Origin of the sequence: Aquirufa originis (assembly GCF_042714495.1) — a bacterium.
Taxonomy (GTDB): Bacteria; Bacteroidota; Bacteroidia; order Cytophagales; family Spirosomataceae; genus Aquirufa; species Aquirufa originis.
This window is the reverse complement of sequence record NZ_JBBKXY010000001.1, coordinates 496,197-515,835: the sequence shown is the minus strand read 5'-3', so window position 1 is coordinate 515,835 and position 19,639 is coordinate 496,197. Positions and strand designations below refer to the sequence as shown.

Sequence of the window (19,639 nt, the reverse complement as noted above, 5' to 3'; positions counted from 1 at the left end):
TTACATGAGTAGCGACCAAAGCGCAGAAATAGCGACGAAAATCAGGGCAAAGGGGGTCAGCACTTTCCAACACAAATACATTAACTGATCTACCCGAAGACGAGGTAGCGTCCAGCGAACCCACATTTGAATAGCAATCAAAATATAGGCTTTTAACATCAGCCAAACAAAACCAATCACGGTAGCATAAATCGTACTAGGCTCACCATTCGTCCAATCCGCTAAACGAACAGATCCGATATTAGGCAAAGGAGAATACCATGATCCCCAGAATAAAATAACGCCCAAGACACTCACCAAAAGCATCATTCCATACTCAGACAAGAACAAAAGTGCCCAGCGCATCCCGGCATATTCGGTATGAAAACCACCTACTAATTCTGATTCAGCCTCTGGAATATCAAATGGCGCCCGATTCGCTTCTGCTAAGGATGCAATGAAATAAATGATGAATAAGAAGAAAAACAAAGGCATCCGCACCACATTCCAGCTTAAGAAACCGCCAGCTTGTGTCACATCAATACCCAATCCTTTTAATCCGAACAGGTATTGAGGTTCAGCAGAGAATATTCCTTGCTGCACTGAAATCTCCTGCAAATTCAAGGAGCCAGAAATTAATACGATACATAAAAGTGATAATCCCAAAGGGATCTCATAGGAGACTAATTGAGCCGCAGAGCGAATTGCGCCTAATAAGGAATACTTATTATTGGAAGTCCATCCCGCTAATAAAATTCCCAAACTATCTAAGGAAACAATCCCCATCAAAAGCATTAAGCCCATCTCTGTTTGGCTGCCTTGCAAGAAAGTGCCAGAACTCAACGGAATAACCGCAAATGCGCCAAAAACGGACAAGAAAATAATCCATGGCGCAAAGAGAAACAAACGTTTTTGGGCGTTTTCAGGGACGATATCTTCCTTTTGGAATAACTTCAATAGATCCGCGAAAACCTGGAGCAACCCCCATTTCCCCACCTCCATGGGCCCTAATCGATCCTGCATAAACGCAGACAGCTTCCGCTCCACGTAAACGCCTATCACGACATTTACAGTTAACAAAAGCAAACAAACGATCAGAGCGATCCACATTAGCTAATCTGATTTAGGGCTTGTAAGAAATCTGCTTTTAAATCTTCAATAGACTCTAAACCTACCGCCACGCGAACTAATCCATCCGTAATGCCTAAAGCTGCTTTCTCTTCCGCTGGTAATTTAGAATGCGTTGTAGAAGCGGGGTGCGTGATAATCGTACGTGTATCTCCTAAATTAGGTGAGATGGAAGCGATTTTTAATAGCTTACTTAAAGCCACCACCTTTTCAAATCCACCTTTTACATCAATTGTAAGAATTCCTCCGCCGTACTTCATTTGGCGTTTCGCTAATTCATATTGTGGATGCGATTTTAAATAAGGGTATTTGACGTTATTTAAGGCTTTATGTCCTTCCAATGCTTCCGCTAGAGCCATCGCATTCTCCGAATGCTTCTGCATTCTTAAATCCAATAATTCCAAACTCTTAGACAATACCCACGCATTGAATGGGGACATCGATGGGCCCGTATGACGCGCAAAGAAGCGAATCTCGTCGATATATACTTTCTTGCCACAGATGACACCACCTAATACTCGGCCTTGGCCATCTATGTATTTGGTCGCTGAGTGAATCACTAAATCAGCTCCTAGATCCAATGGTGTTTGTAAAATAGGGGTCGCAAAGCAGTTATCTACCGCTAAAATCAAGTCTTTCCCCTCTTTCAAAGCCGCTAATTCTTTTAAATCAATCAGCTCTAAACCCGGATTAGACGGGGATTCACAGAATAAAAATTTCGTATTAGGTTGAATAGCCGCTTTCCACGCATTGATATCGGCACCAGGAACGAAGGTGCATTCGATACCCCATTTCGCCGTAATCTTCGTTAAAATCTGAATGCAAGAACCGAACAAGGCATTCGACGCGACCACGTGATCGCCTGCTTTTAAAAGACCAGCCATCGAAGCAAAAATCGCCGCCATCCCAGTAGAAAAGGCAATGCCATCCTCCGCATTCTCTAGCATATTCATCTTTTCTACGAACTCATCCACATTCGGATTCATGTAGCGAGAATAGATATTACCCGCCATTTCATCCGCGAATATCGCTCTCCCCTGCTCCGCATCCTCAAATGTGAAGCTAGAAGTCAAGTATAATGGCACCGAATGCTCTCTGTTTTGAGATCTTTCGGCTTGAATACGAATGGCTTTAGTCTGTTTTTGCATAGTCATCAATTATTAATCTACAAAAATAATAGAATACTTAGTAAAAATGCTTTCCCTTCCTGACTATTTTCCTGACCTGATTTCACCCCCTACAGAAACTAAATTATTTTAAGATAATTGAGTAAATTTCGTAGAACTAAGCCTTGTAAAGAAAACAAAAAACAACTATGAAAAAATTGATTATACCCTTTTTAAGCTTGTTTTTAGCGATCGGATCGTTTCAGGTGCAAGCTCAAAAATGGACCAACCTATTCGACGGTAAAACCTTCAAAGGTTTCAAGCAACTCAATGGACAAGCTAAATATGAAGTAAAGGATGGCGTGATGGTGGGAACTACCGTGGCGAATACACCAAACTCCTTCATGGCCACGGAGCAGGAATACGGTGATTTTATCTTGGAGTTCGATGTCAAAGTAGACAACAAAATGAACTCAGGGGTTCAATTCAGAAGTTTATCCATCCCAGAATACCAAAATGGCCGCGTTCACGGATACCAAGCTGAAATCGACCCTTCGACAAGAGGTTGGTCAGGCGGAATCTATGATGAATCACGCCGCGGATGGTTAGCCCAAAACGAACTGAAACCAGAGGCAAAGAAGGCCTTTAAATTAGGGGATGTTTGGAACCATTACCGCATCGAAGCCATCGGAAGTACGATCCGCACCTGGATTAATGACATTCCCGTTACCTATTTAGTGGATGATATGACGGCCAAAGGTTTTATCGCCTTCCAAGTACATGCCATTTATGCAGAAATGAAACCGGGGATGCAAGTGATGTGGAAAAACATCCGTATTCAAACGGGAAAAGAGATGCAACCGCGTCCTTTGGACAATAGAGTAGTTGTTGAGAATTATACCTTAAACAATGTATCTCCTTTAGAGCAAGCACAAGGTTTCCGTCTATTATTCAACGGAAAAGACTTAACAGGATTCCGTTCAGCGTTCAAGACGACGGCTCCTCCATCGGTTTGGACGGTAGAAGACGGTACGCTTCACGTGAATAGCTCTGGTGGCAAGGAATCAGGAAATGGCGGTGATATCTTAACGAATGACAAGTTCTCTGCTTTCGAATTAACGTTTGATTTCAAACTAACGGAAGGCGCTAATTCAGGTGTGAAATATTTCGTGAACGAGTCATACAATTCAGGCATGTCAGCGATCGGCTTGGAATACCAAGTGTTAGACGACGCAAAACACCCAGATGCGAAACTTGGAACCGTAGGAAACCGCACATTAGCGAGTCTATATGACATCATCCCATCGAACAAAATTGATGGTCGCTTCCAAAAGAAAATAGGCGAATGGAATCAAGGACGTATCATTGTGTACCCAAATAATATCGTTCAACACTGGTTGAATGGATTTAAAGTGATCGAATATGAGCGCAAGAGTAATATCTTCAAAGTGTTAGTGGCACATAGCAAGCATAAAGTGTGGGATGGTTTTGGAGCGCAAGATTCAGGCCCAATCCTTTTCCAAGAGCACGGGGATTCCGTATTCTATAAAAACATCAAAATCAGAGAAATTAAATAAACCATCCTATGGAAAGAAGAGAATTTTTACACAAAGGTGCCCTAGCTTCTCTAGGTACTTTAGCCTTTAGCCCAAAATCGTACAGCAAGATTCTTGGCGCAAACGACCGCGTTCGCGTGGCTTGCGTGGGTTTCTCTGATCGTCACCGGGCGTCGCATGTGCCTCCTTTTAAGGCTTTGGCCAAAGGAATGAACTTCGAAATGGTCGCTCTATCTGATCTATGGAACCGCCGTAGAGATGAAGGAAAAGCCTTTTTAGAGAAAGAATTAGGTGGAACTATCCAAACCTACAGAAATAATGAGGAATTGTATTCTGCTAAAGGAATCGATGCCGTTTTCATCTCAACTGCTGACTTCCAGCACGCTTTACATACCATCGAGGCTGTAAAAGCAGGTTGCGATACCTATACGGAAAAACCCTTAGCTGAAACGATGGAAGATAACCGCGCTGTTTTAAAGGCAGTAAAAGATTCTAATAAAATCGTCCAAATCGGTTCACAACGTCGTTCAGGCGAAAACTACTGGGCTGCAGATGAATTCATCAAGTCAGGTAAATTTGGCGATATCAAAATGGTAGAATTGATGTGGAACGTCAATCAACCGGGTCGCTGGAGACGCCCAGAATTAACGAGCATATTAAAAGAGTCAGATATCGACTGGAAACGTTTCTTAATGAATCGTCCAGCAGACAAATTCGACCCACGTAAATACCTAGAATACCGTCTATTCTGGCCGTATTCATCTGGAATCCCAGGACAATGGATGTCCCACCAAATCGACACCGTACACTGGTTCTCAGGTTTAAAACACCCGAACTCAGTTGTCGCGAACGGTGGAATTTACCAATGGAATGATGGCCGTGTCAATGCGGATACGATGACAGTTGTATTTGATTATGGCCAAGGAAGTAAAGGCTTCCAAGTTCAATTTACGTCACGCTTCTCTAATGCAGCTGGTGGAACGAAAGAAATTTACTACTCAAACGGTGGCGAATTAAACCTAGACACGAATACGATCTCTCCTAACGGAGGTCTTCGTGAGCGCGAGGCCAAAGCGATGGGCCTACAAGCGAACTTACTACCTACCATGAAAATCGAAGGGGCTAAAGTAGCAACAGACGCAGATACAGGTGGAGATATCCTAACATTCAACCACGTGAAAAACTGGATGGAATGTGTTCGTTCTCGCAAAACACCTAATGCTCCTATCGAAGCAGGTTACCAACATTCAATCGCAACCATCATGTCGAATGCGGCTTATCGCACAGGACAACGCGTTACTTTCGATGAGAAAACGCAAGAGGTAATGGCGGGAGATAAAGTGTTTAAGTACTAGTCGCAAGTCCGAAGGGAATGAGTCCGGAGGATATTTAGAGTAGAGATTATAGAGTAAAGAGTATAGATTTTTTCAAAATGGGGGCGCAAGCCCCTTTTTTGTTACGTAAAATTTTGATTAGAGAGAATAGATAATAGAGTAGAGAGAGGAAGAAAATGAATAATGGAAGTGGGTTAAAATGCAAGAAATTATTGCGCAGCACAATTTCTGCATTTTGAATCCAATTCTATAATGATTTTATTATCTTGCACCATATTAGATTTCTCCCTCTATGGCAATCATTTCAACTAAATCAAAAAAGGACTTCTACCTGCACGTCGCCATCTTAGTGACGTTGTTTTTAGTACTGTTTTTTGCCTTCTTTTTTGTGTATTTACCCTGGAGCACTCATCATGGGGAGACCATTAAAGTTCCTAATTTAAAAGGAATGTCGATGGAAAAAATGGAGGAATCAGTTGATGCGAATAATCTAGAATACGAAATTTCGGACTGTACATTTGTGGCAGATAAGCCACCTTTGACGATTTTGTCGCAATATCCATTGCCGAATGCCTTAGTAAAATCGGGACGCAAAATCTACATTACGATTAATTCAGAAACGCCTCCTACCATCAGAATGCCTAATTTAATTGGCTTGTCGGTACGAAGTGCGGAACAACAATTAATTATCGCGGGATTGAAAAAAGGGATTGTGCATCAGGTGAATGATCCACGCTTGAAAGAGGTGATTGATATGCAGGCTTTGGGTCGTAAAATAGCGGCAGGCAATAGTATTCCCAAAGGAACTGAAGTGGATTTGTATATCGGAAATGGAACGGCAGATGCGGAGATTGAATTACCCGATTTGATTGGGAAGCCTTTAGATGAGGTGTCGATTATTTTAGCAGGAATGAATTTAAAATTAGGCCACGTGACTTACGAGGCAAATAGTGATTTAACAGCAGGAACCGTATTCAAACAAACCTGTGCGACTTGCGATGGAACGAGTATTCATCCGGGTGATACGATTGATGTTTGGGTAGTAGGTGACGGAAATAACGAATAAGATGGATATTACAATTGAAGAATTAAAAGAGCGAATGGACAAGGGTGAAAAACTGAACTTGTTCGATGTGCGCGAAGAGTATGAATTTGATGAGTTCAACATTGGGGCGACTTTGATCCCATTAGGTGAATTGCCTGATCGTTTAGAGGAAATTGCTCATCTGAAAAACGAAGAAATTTTAATCCATTGCCGTTCAGGCGCTCGTTCTGGACGTGCTGCAGCTTATTTGACAGCGGAAGGCTACGCGAATGTACGCAACGTGTTAGGCGGAATGATGGCCTGGCAAGCAGCTGGCTACTAATATGACTGCCGCTGAATTCAAAGCTGAATTAAATTATGTAAACCTCCTAGATATACGGACTCCCAGAGAATGGGATGACTTTAATCTGGGAGGTTTTCACGTTTCATTGGATACGCTTTTGGAGCGCATCGATGAAATTTCAAAAGAGAAAAACTGGGTGATTATTTGCTATAATGGGACGCAGAGTTTGATTGCGGTGCGTTTACTCAAGGCCAAAGGCTTCACGCACATCGACCACCTCGAAGGAGGTCTCGAAGCCTATTTAACCCTCTAATTGTTTCAAAACTTCTACGAAGGCATTCGAAGGATGCAAATAGGTAAACTCATCCTGATTTCTGAACCAAGTCATCTGTTTCTTGGCATAATGACGGTTATTACGCTTTAGTAAGCGAACCATTTCCTCTTCATCGTATTCACCCCGAAGAAAAGCATATACTTCTTTGTAGCCTAAGGTTTTCAAGGCATATAAATGTTGCTTATCCTCGAAAGTACGTGCTTCATCCACTAAACCAGCCGTGAGCATTTGATCCATTCGTTGATCGATTCGCGTATACAACTCTTCTCGCGGCCGTTCTAGACAGATCTTAATGACTTGGAAAGGTCTGGCTGGTTTTTGAGCTAATCGAAATTCAGAATAGGGTTTCCCAGTGGAAAGGCAGACTTCGAGGGCCCGAACGACACGCTGTGGATTTTTGGCATCCACCTGAGCGGCATAAATGGGATCTAATTGCTTCAATTCGGTATACAAGGCCCAAAGTCCTTCTTTTTCCAAACGACTATTAAGCGTTTCGCGCAAGGCTAAATCAGCTTCTGGCATTACATCCAAACCCTCCATCAAAGCTTTCAAGTATAATCCGGAGCCGCCAGTAGCGACTACAACATCGTGCTTTTTGAAGAGTTTCGTCAATAACTTCATCGATTCCCGCTCGAAATCACCCGGAGAAAAATAATCCTCCACCGAATGGGAATCCACAAAATGGTGGGTTATCCCACCCTGCTCCTCTGCAGATGGCTTTGCTGTTCCGATGGAAAGTTCGCGGTAAAATTGACGGGAGTCCGCCGAAATAATGTCCGTCTGTAGGTGCTTCGCTAAATCCACACAAAGTGCGGTTTTACCCACAGCTGTGGGACCTACGATGACGAGCAGTATTTTATTCGATTTTTTCAAAATCAATAGGTATTTTTCTTTCCGTACCATTTACGGCCAGAACTTGCCTTATCGAAAGAACGAGCGGGCTTGGCATCTTTAGCTGCAACTGCTGGAGCACCCGGACGAGAACCACCGGCATTACGTGATTGGCCTTGCGGTTTTTTGGCCGCTTTCTCTACGTGCAATACTTTCATCGGGTATTTATGCGCTTCCACTACTGGAATCTTCTTCCCAATTAATTTCTCGATGTCCTTCAAATACGCTTTCTCTTCGATATCACAGAACGAAATGGCCGCGCCTTTTGCTCCGGCACGACCAGTACGACCGATACGGTGAACGTAGGTTTCAGCGATGTTCGACAATTCGTAATTAATGACAAATTCTAATTCGTCAATATCAATTCCACGAGCGGCGATGTCGGTAGCGACAAGAACGCGCGTCGTTTGAGCTTTGAAGTTTTTAAGCGCCGTTTGGCGAGCGTTTTGGGACTTATTTCCGTGAATCGCTTCCGCCTTAATGCTAGCCTTCAAAAGCATTTTAACCACTTTGTCCGCACCGTGTTTTGTACGGGTGAAGACTAAGGCTGTTTTAATCGAAGTATCTTGTAAGATGTCAAGCAATAGATCGTTCTTATTGCCTTTATCTACGAAATAGACTGACTGATTAATGATCTCAACGGTAGACGAAACCGGTGTTACGGAAACGGAAGCAGGGTTTTTCAAAATACTTCCCGCTAGTTTCACGATTTCTGGTGGCATCGTAGCCGAGAAGAAAAGCGACTGGCGTTTGTGAGGCAAGGCCGCTAATAATTTCTTCACGTCGTGAATGAAACCCATATCGAGCATACGATCAGCCTCATCTAAGACGAAATATTCTACGTCTGCGATCGATAAAAGGCGTTGGTTCATTAAGTCCAAAAGACGACCAGGCGTCGCAATCACCACATCAGCGCCGCTGCGGATGGCTGAGACTTGGGGACTTTGGCCCACTCCTCCAAAAATAACCGCATATTTCAAGTCCGTATGACGCGCATAGGCTCTGAAACTTTCACCGATTTGAATCGCTAACTCCCTTGTAGGAGTCACGATCAAGGCGCGGATTTTCTTATTTTTTTGGAACGATTTGTTCTCTTCTAAAAGTTGAATGATGGGCAACGTAAACGCTGCTGTTTTACCCGTACCCGTTTGGGCGCAACCTAATAAATCCGTGCCACGAAGGACAATGGGGATTGATTGGGCTTGAATAGGTGTGGGATTTGTATAACCCTCTTCTTTGAGCGCCTTTAAAATAGGCTCAATGAGGTGCAATGATTCGAATGACATATAACTGTATAAAGATGTGTTATGAGCAATGAAATAATAACAAACATCCTCATAATGTGGCGCAAAGGTACGCCTTTTATTTCACAGATTCGTTTAAATGACCTAATGCCACTAAAACCTGCTTGATCTCCTCCCCTTTTTGGGTACCAATTAAAACCGCTTCACCTTCTTTAAAATTCAATTGAAGACCCACATTTCCAGCAGTGTTGTACACTAGGCCGTTACCCTTAAAACTGTATTTTATACCCCAGCCGCCATATTCCATCAAAGGGCTGTACGTTCTTACATAGGAAGCAGAAATAGTATCCCAAGCAAAGAATTTCTCTTTAAAGTGGAATGGAAAAAAGCGCACGTAGATGCCCTCAGCAGTAATGCGGGTTGTTAATTTCATTTGCCAAAACAGCAAAGGCAATAGAATACCTATCCCAAATGAAACAAAAACGGCAGCGTCTGTTTGTGGTGGTGCGGTTATGATGGAATAAACCATCGAAGACCAAACGCCCACTAGAATAAGCCATAACCACCATTGGGTGAAGCGTTGTGTTTCGGTATACATAAGCAAGAATTTTAACTCAAATTTAGCAGAATTAGGGAGAAAATGATAGATTTGCTACAACCTATTTAATACTAATGACAACCAAAAAACAAAGCCTCGCCTATATCATTAGTGCGTCGTCTGTCGGTACCTTAATTGAGTGGTATGATTTCTATATTTTTGGCAGCCTAGCTACGGTTTTATCGACCAAATTCTTTCCAACTGATAATCCCACCGCCGCCTTTTTAAACACCTTAGCAACTTTTGCCGCCGGTTTTGTAGTGAGACCATTTGGAGCCTTAGTATTCGGACGATTGGGCGATTTGATAGGTCGTAAATATACCTTTATGGTCACCCTGATGTTAATGGGAGGCGCCACTTTTGCGATTGGCTTAATCCCCTCTTATGCCACTATCGGAGCTTGGGCCCCTATTTTAGTGTTAACGCTACGTCTTTTACAAGGACTTGCTTTAGGAGGAGAATATGGTGGAGCCGCAACTTATGTGGCGGAACACGCGCCCGCAGAAAGACGTGGATTTTTCACCTCTTGGATTCAAACAACTGCCACACTAGGTCTAGTTATTTCCTTGGCCGTTATTATGGCCACTAGATCATCTATGAGCAAAGAAGCATTCGATGACTTTGGCTGGAGAATTCCCTTTCTTGTTTCTATTCTAATGGTGCTCGTCTCGCTGTTAATCCGTAAAAACATGGAGGAGTCTCCTATGTTTGCTAAGGCCAAAGCAGAGGGAAATATTAGCAAAAACCCCTTGAAAGAATCTTTTGGCAATAAACTAAACCTGAAATATGTTCTCTTAGCCCTTTTCGGGGCTACCATGGGACAAGGTTTGGTTTGGTACACGGGCCAGTTTTATGCTCAAACTTTCCTCTTAAAAATCTGTAATCTGGATGATATTCAAACGAATACCATTTTAGTCATTGGGCTTTTGTTAGGAACACCTTTATTCGTGATTTTTGGTGCATTATCCGACAAAATAGGTCGCAAAGGCATTATGATGGCGGGGATGATTATAGCCGTTTTGTCCTATCGCCCCATTTTTGATCAAATGTACAAAACAGTGGATGTGACGAATAAAACGGTAGTTCCGGGTTCAGAAAAGATGACATTAAAAGGTAAAACGACGACTATTACAAAAGAATACACGGATGGAAGTTCGTATAAAAATGTCATTACGGAAGTTTCACCGGATAAAACGGAATCTAAGATTAGCATTAAAATAAACGAGAAAGACCAGTGGACTTTAGTCGGCTATGTATTTTTCTTGATTTCTTTCGTGACGATGGCCTATGGTCCCATCGCCGCCTTTTTAGTAGAAATGTTCCCTACCAAAATTCGATATACCTCGATGTCTTTGCCTTATCACATTGGAAATGGTGTTTTTGGTGGATTAATGCCAGCCATTGCGACCTTTTTAGTTTCGAATGCACAAACGGCGGGAGTCGTGCAAAAACCTTATTTGGAGGGATTAAACTACCCTATCGCTTTAATCAGCGTCTGCGTAGTCATAGGAATTATATATATCAAATCAGCTAAAAAAGCAGCCTAATGAACCTTATTAAACGCATTTTAGGGATAGTTTGGATCGGTCTAGGAATCGGTGCAGGCATTTATTTGATCTATTTTCAAGCGGTTCCATTGTGGGCCAAAGGTGGGAACGACCTCGTCCCTGCCATTATTTACACCTTTGTTTTAGCACCCCTTATTTCAATTGGAATGAGCCTTTTTGGCTTTTATGCCCTTCAGGGAGAATTTGATACTATATAATGATGAGAATTACGAGCCTAGCAGATTACCAAAAAACGTATGAATTAAGCGTGCGAGAGCCTGAAAAATTTTGGGCAGGCATCGCAAATCAATTTGATTGGATCAAACCATTCACGAAAGTGTTAGACTGGAATTTTGATGATTATTCGGTCAAATGGTTTGAAGATGGCCAAATGAACATCACCGCCAATGCACTAGATCGCCATTTAAAAACGATTCCAGATCAAGCAGCCATCATCTACGAACCAAACGAACCCGGCGATGAGGCCATCACCTTAACCTACCGCGAATTACACGCGAGAGTGTGTAAGTTCAGTAATGTATTGAAAAACCAAGGCGTCGTAAAAGGAGATCGTGTTTGTATTTACATGCCCATGATTCCAGAACTAGCTATCGCTGTTTTAGCTTGTGCTCGAATTGGAGCCATTCACTCGGTAGTTTTTGGCGGATTTTCAGCTCAATCCATTGCAGATCGCATCAATGATTCAGAATGTAAAGTGGTAGTCACTACGGACGGAGCTGTTCGGGGTAACAAGACCATTCCGATGAAAGAAACGGTGGACGATGCTTTAGTATCTTGTCCATCCGTAGAAAAGGTAATCGTAAAAACACGTACAAAAACACCTGTTTCCATGATAGGTGGTCGTGACCTTTGGTGGGAGCAAGAAGAAAATGAAGCGACAACAGATTGCCCGGCTGAAGCTATGAATGCAGAAGATCCTTTGTTTATTTTATATACTTCTGGATCTACTGGAAAGCCTAAAGGCGTTGTCCATACTTGTGGTGGCTATATGGTCTACACCGCCTATACCTTTGCTAACGTGTTCCAATACAACCCTGGAGAAGTCTTCTTCTGTACGGCTGACATTGGCTGGATTACGGGTCACTCCTATTTAGTGTATGGACCTTTATTAAATGGAGCGAAATCCATTCTTTTTGAGGGAATTCCTACCTATCCGGACGCTGGACGCTTCTGGGATATCATTAAAAGACATTCCGTTAACATCTTCTATACAGCCCCTACAGCGATTCGTTCGTTAATGGGTTTTGGAGATGAACACATCGAAGGCAAAGACCTTAGTTCGCTGCGTGTTTTAGGATCTGTGGGTGAACCATTGAATGAAGAAGCGTGGCACTGGTATAATGACAAAGTAGGTCATGGCAACTGCCCTATCGTCGATACTTGGTGGCAAACGGAAACAGGTGGACTAATGATCTCGCCAATCGCTGGCATTACTCCATTAAAACCGGCTTTCGCGACGTTACCTTTACCTGGCGTTCAACCCATACTGGTGGACGAGAATGGCAAAGAAATCACTGGAAATGGCGTAAATGGTAATTTGTGTATCAAATACCCCTGGCCATCGATTATTCGCACCACGTATGGTGATCACGAGCGTTGCAAATCCACTTACTTCTCCACCTACCCAGGTTTATACTTCACTGGAGATGGATGTATGCGCGACGAAGATGGATACTACCGCATTACAGGACGTGTAGATGATGTCATGAACATCTCTGGCCACCGAATCGGAACAGCCGAAGTGGAAAATGCCATCAATATGCACACGGGTGTCATTGAATCCGCTGTCGTAGGCTATCCGCACGATATTAAAGGCCAAGGCATTTATGCCTATGTTATTTGCGAACACCCGACCATCAATGATGATTTGACCCGCAAAGATATCTTAGCGACCGTTACACGTGTGATTGGGCCTATTGCCAAACCTGACAAGATTCAATTCGTGACAGGCCTACCTAAAACGCGTTCCGGCAAAATCATGCGCCGTATCTTACGCAAAGTGGCTGAGGGCGATACGACAAATTTGGGAGATACGTCTACGTTGTTAGATCCGGGAGTGGTGGATTCGATTATCAGCGGAGCATTGTAAAAGAGCTCCGCTCTTTTACAATGCTCCGCTGTAGAGTAGAGATAATAGATTAGAGAGTAGAGATTTAAAGCACAAAGAATAGAGCACAAAGCATAAAGGGGGAATCGCCTGCGGCGATGAATTCAGCAGTGTTTTGACTGGCTACTGTCCACTGACGACTGACGACTAAAAAAAAGGGATCGAAATTCGATCCCTTTTTTTACGTGCTATTTAGTTTAGAAAGCATTTTGGGTAAGCATTCACAAAATTATTGCAAAGCACAATTTTAGAATGCTTACACGAAATGACTTACCAAAAATACGTATACAATGCCACAATCCCCATCACCACAATAACGGCACCAAGGATAAAGGTAGGCTCGAGTTTGAACATTTTGGCATCAATATCTAAACCTTTCGGATTGTTCTTACTTTCTGGATCAGCTAAAGAAATTAACACCATAGAAACCACACAGAAGATAAATACCCAGCCCATACGGTCCATAAATGGAATCATGTACACATCTCCATCTAAGAATGCCGTGTAGAAAATACAGTCATTTACGCCAGTCCAAGTAGGAATATATTTCGATAAAACAGAGAACGTTACCCCTCCAATAAGCGCAAATAAAGCGGCATTTGAAGTCGTTCTTTTCCAAAAGAAACCTAAGATAAACAAGGCGAAAATACCTGGAGAAACATATCCTGTGTATTCTTGAATGAACTCAAAACCTCCTTTTTTGTCGATACCCATAAATGGCGCAATCGCAATCGCTAATACCATGGCACCTACTACCGCTAGACGACCTACTGATACTAATTGTTTCTCTGTCGAATTCGTATTGATGTATTTCTTGTAGATATCTAAAGTGAAGATTGTTGAAATAGAATTCAACTTACCTGCCATAGAAGCCACAACTGCAGCAGTTAAGGCAGCAAATGAAAGGCCTTTTAAACCAGCAGGCAATAAGTTCAATAACACCGGATAAGCGCTGTCTTGGTTGATTACACCATCCTTTAACATCTCTTGCTGGAACATGCCGTCTTTGTGTAATAGATAAGCCGCGATACCTGGTAAAACCACAATGATCGGCATTAACATTTTTAAGAAAGCCGCGAACAAGATACCGTTACGTGCTGTAGGAAGATCAGCACCTAAGGCACGTTGAGTGATGTATTGGTTACATCCCCAGTAGTTTAAGTTGATAATCCACATACCACCGATTAATACCGTAAGGCCTGGAAGAGATGGATAATTCGCATTATCCTTGTTTAAAATCATGTGGAAATGTTCTGGGGCTTTGGTCATCAAATGATTCAAACCACTCATCACACCTTCGCCACCGAAGTGATCTGACACCATTTGAAGGGCCAAATACGTCGTTGCTAATCCCCCTAAAATCAAGAAGAACACCTGAATAACGTCTGTAAATCCGATTACTTTCATACCACCTAAGGTGATAATTACGGCAAACACAGACATTGCAATCATACACATCGTGAAGTCTAATCCTGAAATTGTCGTCACCGCAAGGGCTCCTAAGTATAAAATAGCCGTCAAATTAACCGCGATGTACAACATCAACCAGAAAACGGCCATGATTAAACTAACCGTAGGAGAATAACGTTGCGATAAGAATTGAGGCATTGTGAAGATTTTATTCTTCAAATAGATCGGCATAAAGAAGATCGCCACAATTAAGAGTGTGGCTGCTGCCATCCATTCGTAGGTAGCGATGGCTAGACCCAGTCTGAAACCATTACCTGACATTCCGATAAATTGCTCTGCGGAGATATTGGAAGCAATTAATGATGATCCAATAGCCCACCAGGTTAATGAACCTTCGGCTAAGAAGAAGTCATTCGAGTCAGATAATTCGGATTTTTTCTTGTTGTAAATCCAATAGCCGTAACCAGCTACTACCACGAAATAAAAGAGAAATACGAGGTAGTCGAGTGTTTGTAAACCGTTTGATTGCATAGAGTTTTAATGTTAATTAAGGTCTTGAATTGACTAAATTAACCTTTTTATCGGAATTGTACTAATTCCAAAGCTCCGGTTTTACTAAAACAACCTCTTCCTCGCGGTCTACGATGACCATACCGGGCAGTAAATCCTTGGTCTTTCGAACGTATTTTTTTGACGTAACGATAACGGGACAAAGGGATTCCGTTTGTCTTTTGGAGAAATAAGCCGCTAAACTTGCTGCCTTTTCGATGACGAAGGCAGGAACCGTTTTATTTTGTGGATTGCGTACGATGACGTGAGAACCCGAAACATCTCTAGCGTGCAACCAAATATCCTGCTTCTTCGCATATTTCAGCGTTAAGAGATCATTATTCTTCGCATTCTTCCCTACCCAAATCACCCAACCTTCTATCTCAAACTGCTTAAATGGTAATTCTTCGGCGGATTTCTTGTCTGTGGCTAAGGCTAAAAAAGGTTTCAAGCCTTTTCGTGTTTCGACTAATGCTAAGGCAATTAATTTATCTGAAATTTCAGCGATTTCCTGCTGCTTACGCGCAATATTTTCTTCCCAATGCGCGAGTTCTTTGGAAAAATTCTTTCCCTTTCGGTAATAATTCTCCGCATTCGCGGCCGGACTCAGTGTTGAATTTAACTTAATCGTGATGGGTTGATTTCGGTAAAAATCTTCTAAGACTACCTTGCTTTCGCCCTCTGGAACTAGGTGTAAAAAAGCCATCAAAATATTACCTATTTCTTCGAATGGCACATTGGTCTCTCGAATCACCTTTTGTTTCTCTAGCTCTTGCAGATAGAGTTGAGATTTCGCCAAATTACGTTCCAAGCCCTCCTGTATTTGTCTTTTCTCCCGCGTGAACTCCCCTACCGAATAATGCAACACATAGAATTGATTCAAGGCAGCAATGGGATCCGTCGTTTGGAAAAGCGGATCTGAAGAGGGCGGAAATAAGGTAAAAACAATGCCTTTAGCTGTGGAAACCACATAAAAATTCCCTTCATCTAGGATTTGAAGCATTCGTTGCAATAGAGCCCAACGGTCTTTCAGGTATAGGTTTTCATATCCTTGCGCTGCAAGCCAGGCTTGCCCTTCTTTACCCAGCGTGGGAAAGAGAGGGAAATATTCCCCATCAGCCGTCTGCAAGGCCTCAAAACTTTGATCGATGGAACGTGAGATGGAATTTAAAGCCAGCTCATCGTCTTTTTTGAGGCGTTTTTGGAATTGAGAATCATATTCTCCGTCTCGATATAAAATCAAGTTTGCTCGATTCCCAAAAAGCTTAAATACAAGTACATAGTTGCCTAGAAAATGAATCCCGAAGGCGCGTTCATTTTCGTACATCTCCACTTCTTGGACTTCGGCTAAAAGTAAATCAGAGAACAGGTCGATAGAATTTCGGCCAGCACGGTGGAAAGAATCGGGGAATTGAAGACTGGAAAACTGGGGACCGAGGGAGCATTTGATGTAGAAATCGTCACCATTTTGGCGTTCAAAACCTAATACTAATTCATCCTTCTCCTGAGAGAAACACTGTTTTAAGCGCGCATACATCAATATCTGACGCAAATGCGTGGATAAAATCCGCAAAAAATAATAGTTATTGTGCATCGCTTAGCCTAAATTTATCCTTATGTCATTGATACCCGACTCCTATCTCACGATCGCAAAACCAGCTGAAGGACTTTACAAAGATAAAGGAAGTAAATTCATCAGTTGGGCATATCCGGTGAAAGATTTGGAAGAAATCAAAAGCCATTTAGCTTCTTTGAAAGAAGCACATCCGAAAGCACGCCACATTTGCTATGCCTATCGTCTCGGATTTACCCCAGAAGAAGCTAGATCAAACGATGACGGAGAACCGTCCGGAAGTGCAGGAAAGCCCATTTTGAATACCATTCTTTCTCAAAATCTGCATTATGTGTTGGTGGCAGTCGTTCGGTATTTTGGTGGTACTCTTCTAGGCGTACCTGGACTCATTCAGGCCTATAAAGAAGGGGCAGTCGATGCGCTAGAACAGGCGGAGATTTATGAGAAAGAACCCATGAAAATCCGCAGCATTCAGTTCAGCTATGCACAGATGAATGAAGTGATGAAAATTTGCAAAAAACACCCGATTACGATAGTAAATCAGGAAATTGATAACCTTTGTACCTATGAATTGACGTATGCATCTCGCCATGCGGCCGAGATTGATGCCTCGCTTGATAACCTATGAAATCGTATAAAATTTATTTAACCTCGGCTGGAATTCAGGTGCAGGATCAGCAAGGGCTGGTTTGCTCGGTTCCGGGAAATTGGGATGAATTTATTAATCAGTCCCAGCTATTTCAACATTGCGCTTCCCTGAATTTCCAGGAGGCCAAAATCGAAACTCCACTATGCCCTATCGATTCACAAGAGATTTGGGCGGCTGGCGTGACTTATTTGCGCAGCAAAGTCGCACGAATGGAAGAGTCTAAAGAATCCGGTGGAGATACCTTTTACGACAAGGTGTATGACGCCGAAAGGCCTGAAATATTCTACAAAGGTAATCGCTTGCGGTCCGTAGGGCCAGGTGGAAAGGTGCGGATTCGGAAGGATTCTTTTTGGAATGTGCCAGAACCGGAATTGACACTTTTTGTCAATAAACTCGGAGAATTAACGGGCTACAGCATTGGAAACGATATGAGTTCTAGAGACATCGAGGGCGAAAACCCTTTGTATTTACCGCAGGCCAAAGTCTATGACGCCGCCGCCGGCCTCGGACCTTGCTTATTAGTGACCGAAAAACCATTGGCGCCTAACACCATCATCTCAATGGAAATCATCCGAAACGGCGAAAGCGTTTTCCAAGGCGACACCGAAATCTCCCAAATGAAGCGTTCACACGCCGAATTAGTAGAATATTTAACCCGCGAAATGTCCTTCCCATCAGGCGTCTATTTGATGACGGGCACTTGCATCGTCCCGGATCCGCCTTTTACCTTGCAATCCGGAGATAGCATCCACATCACGATTGAACCTATTGGAACCCTTATACAAACTGTTGCCTAATGAATTATTCAGACGCTTCGATTGCAGAAATCGACTCAGCCATAGCAGCCGCAAAAGCCGCATTTCCTATTTATCGCCGGATTTCAGATGTTAATCGTGCTGCCTTCTTAGAAGCCATATCCCGCGAAATCATGGCCTTAGGTGATGAATTAATCCAAAGCGCCTGCGCAGAATCTAACCTCCCAGAAGCAAGAATTACAGGAGAAAGAGGTCGCACCACAGGCCAAATTCAAGCCTTCGCAGACTTCATCTCTAATCCTGCTTGGAAAAAAGAAATCCACGATCCTGCTCAGCCGGACCGTGCACCTTTACCTAAACCGGATTTATTTCAAACCCAAATCCCACTAGGTCCTGTGGCCGTTTTCGGGGCAAGTAACTTCCCTTTAGCCTTTTCAGTGGCAGGTGGAGATACGATTTCTGCGCTGGCTGCCGGTTGCCCTGTCGTTTTCAAAGCACACCCTGCTCATCCCAAAACAGGGGAATTAGTAGGCTCAGCGATTTCTAAAGCAGTCGCATCTTGTGGTTTACCTGCTGGCGTTTTCGCCTTGGTTCACGGTTCATCGAATGAAGTGGGTTCTCATTTAGTGCAGCACCCAGCTATTCAAGCAGTAGGTTTCACAGGATCATACCGAGGTGGAAAAGCCTTGTATGATTTAGCCGTTCGCAGACCTCATCCCATTCCTGTCTATGCGGAAATGGGTAGCGTGAATCCAGTTATTTTATTATCGAACAAAATCGCCGAAAATCCAGCAGCTCTAGCAGCTGGATTAGCTGGTTCGGTTTGCCTAGGCGTGGGACAGTTTTGCACGAATCCTGGTTTACTCATCTTGCAGAAGAAAGATGCTGCTTTCCTTGATTTGCTGGCAGCGGAATTAGTCAAATTACCATTGGGCACATTTTTAACGCCCGGAATCGCAGCGGCTTACACTTCCGGCGTTGCTAACCTTGCAAAACACGCAAAGAAATTGACCTCGCGCGAGCTACCTTCCCCTGCCCTATTTGTGGCTGAGGCTGCTACTGCCAATCACGCTATTTTAGAAGAAGTTTTCGGGCCTTGCACCGTGGCTATTTTAGTGGAGGATGAATCGGAATTGTTGACGTTTATTGAATCAATGGACGGACAATTAACGGGAACTATTCACGGAACCAAAGCTGAAATTTCAGAAGAACTAATAGATACTCTATTACAAAAAGTAGGCCGCCTCTTATTCAACGGTTTCCCTACAGGCGTGGAAGTTTCAGGTGCAATGGTGCATGGAGGACCTTTTCCTGCGACTACGGATTCTCGCAGTACGAGTGTGGGAACGCAGGCGATTTATCGGTTTACGAGGATGGTTTGCTTGCAAAATAGAGTATAGATTAGAGAGTATAGAGCACAAAGAATAAAGCACAAAGAATAAAGGTGGAATCAAAAAAGCGGCAATTGCCGCTTTTTTGACGTTCGCTATTCAACCTATTCATTTAATTGAAAAATAGATGAAGACATCC

General features: G+C 43.0%; 18 protein-coding genes. 11 read left to right on the top strand and 7 right to left on the bottom strand.

Annotated features, from left to right (window positions below; genetic code table 11):
* A complete protein-coding gene (locus SKC35_RS02150; RefSeq protein ID WP_377977847.1) occupies positions 1-1,089 on the bottom strand; it encodes a complex I subunit 1/NuoH family protein in 1,089 nt (362 codons plus the stop codon).
* The gene (locus SKC35_RS02145; protein WP_377977846.1) at positions 1,089-2,255 is read right to left on the bottom strand and encodes a trans-sulfuration enzyme family protein; all 1,167 of its coding nucleotides are present in this window, start codon (positions 2,253-2,255) and stop codon (positions 1,089-1,091) included. Before SKC35_RS02145 ends, SKC35_RS02150 begins: the two co-directional genes overlap by 1 nt.
* A gap of 167 nt (positions 2,256-2,422) precedes the next feature.
* Between SKC35_RS02145 and SKC35_RS02140 the strand changes: the two genes are divergently transcribed.
* The 5 genes from SKC35_RS02140 (at position 2,423) to SKC35_RS02120 (ending at position 6,744) form a co-directional block, all read left to right on the top strand.
* Positions 2,423-3,790: a 3-keto-disaccharide hydrolase gene (locus SKC35_RS02140; protein WP_377977845.1), complete on the top strand. Its 1,368-nt coding sequence runs from the start codon at positions 2,423-2,425 to the stop codon at positions 3,788-3,790.
* 8 nt (positions 3,791-3,798) lie between these two features.
* The gene (locus SKC35_RS02135; protein ID WP_377977844.1) at positions 3,799-5,124 is read left to right on the top strand and encodes a Gfo/Idh/MocA family protein; all 1,326 of its coding nucleotides are present in this window, start codon (positions 3,799-3,801) and stop codon (positions 5,122-5,124) included.
* Positions 5,125-5,395: 271 nt separating this feature from the next.
* Positions 5,396-6,169 (top strand): PASTA domain-containing protein, encoded by a 774-nt coding sequence (locus SKC35_RS02130; RefSeq protein WP_377977843.1) that lies wholly within the window; start codon positions 5,396-5,398, stop codon positions 6,167-6,169.
* A 1-nt stretch (position 6,170) separates the two neighbouring features.
* Entirely contained in the window at positions 6,171-6,470 is a 300-nt protein-coding gene (locus SKC35_RS02125) for a rhodanese-like domain-containing protein (protein WP_377977842.1), read from the top strand.
* A gap of 1 nt (position 6,471) precedes the next feature.
* A complete protein-coding gene (locus tag SKC35_RS02120; protein WP_377977841.1) occupies positions 6,472-6,744 on the top strand; it encodes a rhodanese-like domain-containing protein in 273 nt (90 codons plus the stop codon).
* Here SKC35_RS02120 and miaA read toward each other — a convergent pair.
* The 3 genes from miaA to SKC35_RS02105 all read right to left on the bottom strand — a co-directional run bounded on the left by miaA (position 6,733) and on the right by SKC35_RS02105 (position 9,498).
* Positions 6,733-7,638 carry a tRNA (adenosine(37)-N6)-dimethylallyltransferase MiaA gene (gene miaA, locus SKC35_RS02115; protein ID WP_377977840.1) on the bottom strand — a complete coding sequence of 302 codons (906 nt, stop codon included), beginning with the start codon at positions 7,636-7,638 and terminating at the stop codon, positions 6,733-6,735. The two genes, SKC35_RS02120 and miaA, sit on opposite strands and share 12 nt — an antisense overlap.
* Before the next feature lie 2 nt (positions 7,639-7,640).
* Positions 7,641-8,942 (bottom strand): DEAD/DEAH box helicase, encoded by a 1,302-nt coding sequence (locus SKC35_RS02110; RefSeq protein ID WP_377977839.1) that lies wholly within the window; start codon positions 8,940-8,942, stop codon positions 7,641-7,643.
* Between the two features lie 76 nt (positions 8,943-9,018).
* Positions 9,019-9,498, bottom strand: coding sequence for a hypothetical protein (locus tag SKC35_RS02105; RefSeq protein ID WP_377977838.1), 480 nt, complete (start codon positions 9,496-9,498; stop codon positions 9,019-9,021).
* Positions 9,499-9,572: 74 nt separating this feature from the next.
* On the opposite strand from SKC35_RS02105, the gene SKC35_RS02100 reads away from it, so the two are divergent.
* The 3 genes from SKC35_RS02100 to acs are packed head-to-tail and all read left to right on the top strand — an operon-like array spanning position 9,573 to position 13,155.
* On the top strand, positions 9,573-11,045 hold the full coding sequence (locus tag SKC35_RS02100; RefSeq protein ID WP_252622576.1) for an MFS transporter: 1,473 nt from the start codon (positions 9,573-9,575) through the stop codon (positions 11,043-11,045).
* A complete protein-coding gene (locus tag SKC35_RS02095) occupies positions 11,045-11,263 on the top strand; it encodes a DUF6814 family protein (RefSeq protein WP_252622574.1) in 219 nt (72 codons plus the stop codon). Before SKC35_RS02100 ends, SKC35_RS02095 begins: the two co-directional genes overlap by 1 nt.
* A gap of 2 nt (positions 11,264-11,265) precedes the next feature.
* The gene (gene acs / locus SKC35_RS02090) at positions 11,266-13,155 is read left to right on the top strand and encodes an acetate--CoA ligase (RefSeq protein WP_377978400.1); all 1,890 of its coding nucleotides are present in this window, start codon (positions 11,266-11,268) and stop codon (positions 13,153-13,155) included.
* Between the two features lie 288 nt (positions 13,156-13,443).
* On the opposite strand, the gene SKC35_RS02085 is transcribed toward acs, so the two are convergent.
* A complete protein-coding gene (locus SKC35_RS02085) occupies positions 13,444-15,114 on the bottom strand; it encodes a sodium/sugar symporter (protein ID WP_377977837.1) in 1,671 nt (556 codons plus the stop codon).
* 61 nt (positions 15,115-15,175) lie between these two features.
* A complete protein-coding gene (locus SKC35_RS02080) occupies positions 15,176-16,705 on the bottom strand; it encodes an NFACT RNA binding domain-containing protein (protein WP_377977836.1) in 1,530 nt (509 codons plus the stop codon).
* 43 nt (positions 16,706-16,748) lie between these two features.
* On the opposite strand from SKC35_RS02080, the gene SKC35_RS02075 reads away from it, so the two are divergent.
* The 3 genes from SKC35_RS02075 to SKC35_RS02065 are packed head-to-tail and all read left to right on the top strand — an operon-like array spanning position 16,749 to position 19,509.
* Entirely contained in the window at positions 16,749-17,333 is a 585-nt protein-coding gene (locus tag SKC35_RS02075; protein WP_377977835.1) for an IMPACT family protein, read from the top strand.
* Positions 17,330-18,151: a fumarylacetoacetate hydrolase family protein gene (locus tag SKC35_RS02070; RefSeq protein ID WP_377977834.1), complete on the top strand. Its 822-nt coding sequence runs from the start codon at positions 17,330-17,332 to the stop codon at positions 18,149-18,151. The genes SKC35_RS02075 and SKC35_RS02070 overlap by 4 nt, the downstream gene beginning before the upstream one ends.
* Positions 18,151-19,509, top strand: coding sequence for an aldehyde dehydrogenase (NADP(+)) (locus SKC35_RS02065; protein WP_377977833.1), 1,359 nt, complete (start codon positions 18,151-18,153; stop codon positions 19,507-19,509). Before SKC35_RS02070 ends, SKC35_RS02065 begins: the two co-directional genes overlap by 1 nt.
* The last annotated feature ends 130 nt before the right edge of the window (positions 19,510-19,639 follow it).

Bases quoted from the DNA above. Each gene is read 5' to 3' on its own strand.
- SKC35_RS02150 (WP_377977847.1), bottom strand. From the start codon at position 1,089: ATGTGGATCGCTCTGATCGTTTGTTTGCTTTTGTTAACTGTAAATGTC.
- SKC35_RS02145 (WP_377977846.1), bottom strand. From the start codon at position 2,255: ATGCAAAAACAGACTAAAGCCATTCGTATTCAAGCCGAAAGATCTCAA.
- SKC35_RS02140 (WP_377977845.1), top strand. From the start codon at position 2,423: ATGAAAAAATTGATTATACCCTTTTTAAGCTTGTTTTTAGCGATCGGA.
- SKC35_RS02135 (WP_377977844.1), top strand. From the start codon at position 3,799: ATGGAAAGAAGAGAATTTTTACACAAAGGTGCCCTAGCTTCTCTAGGT.
- SKC35_RS02130 (WP_377977843.1), top strand. From the start codon at position 5,396: ATGGCAATCATTTCAACTAAATCAAAAAAGGACTTCTACCTGCACGTC.
- SKC35_RS02125 (WP_377977842.1), top strand. From the start codon at position 6,171: ATGGATATTACAATTGAAGAATTAAAAGAGCGAATGGACAAGGGTGAA.
- SKC35_RS02120 (WP_377977841.1), top strand. From the start codon at position 6,472: ATGACTGCCGCTGAATTCAAAGCTGAATTAAATTATGTAAACCTCCTA.
- SKC35_RS02110 (WP_377977839.1), bottom strand. From the start codon at position 8,942: ATGTCATTCGAATCATTGCACCTCATTGAGCCTATTTTAAAGGCGCTC.
- SKC35_RS02105 (WP_377977838.1), bottom strand. From the start codon at position 9,498: ATGTATACCGAAACACAACGCTTCACCCAATGGTGGTTATGGCTTATT.
- SKC35_RS02100 (WP_252622576.1), top strand. From the start codon at position 9,573: ATGACAACCAAAAAACAAAGCCTCGCCTATATCATTAGTGCGTCGTCT.
- SKC35_RS02095 (WP_252622574.1), top strand. From the start codon at position 11,045: ATGAACCTTATTAAACGCATTTTAGGGATAGTTTGGATCGGTCTAGGA.
- acs (WP_377978400.1), top strand. From the start codon at position 11,266: ATGAGAATTACGAGCCTAGCAGATTACCAAAAAACGTATGAATTAAGC.
- SKC35_RS02085 (WP_377977837.1), bottom strand. From the start codon at position 15,114: ATGCAATCAAACGGTTTACAAACACTCGACTACCTCGTATTTCTCTTT.
- SKC35_RS02075 (WP_377977835.1), top strand. From the start codon at position 16,749: ATGTCATTGATACCCGACTCCTATCTCACGATCGCAAAACCAGCTGAA.
- SKC35_RS02070 (WP_377977834.1), top strand. From the start codon at position 17,330: ATGAAATCGTATAAAATTTATTTAACCTCGGCTGGAATTCAGGTGCAG.
- SKC35_RS02065 (WP_377977833.1), top strand. From the start codon at position 18,151: ATGAATTATTCAGACGCTTCGATTGCAGAAATCGACTCAGCCATAGCA.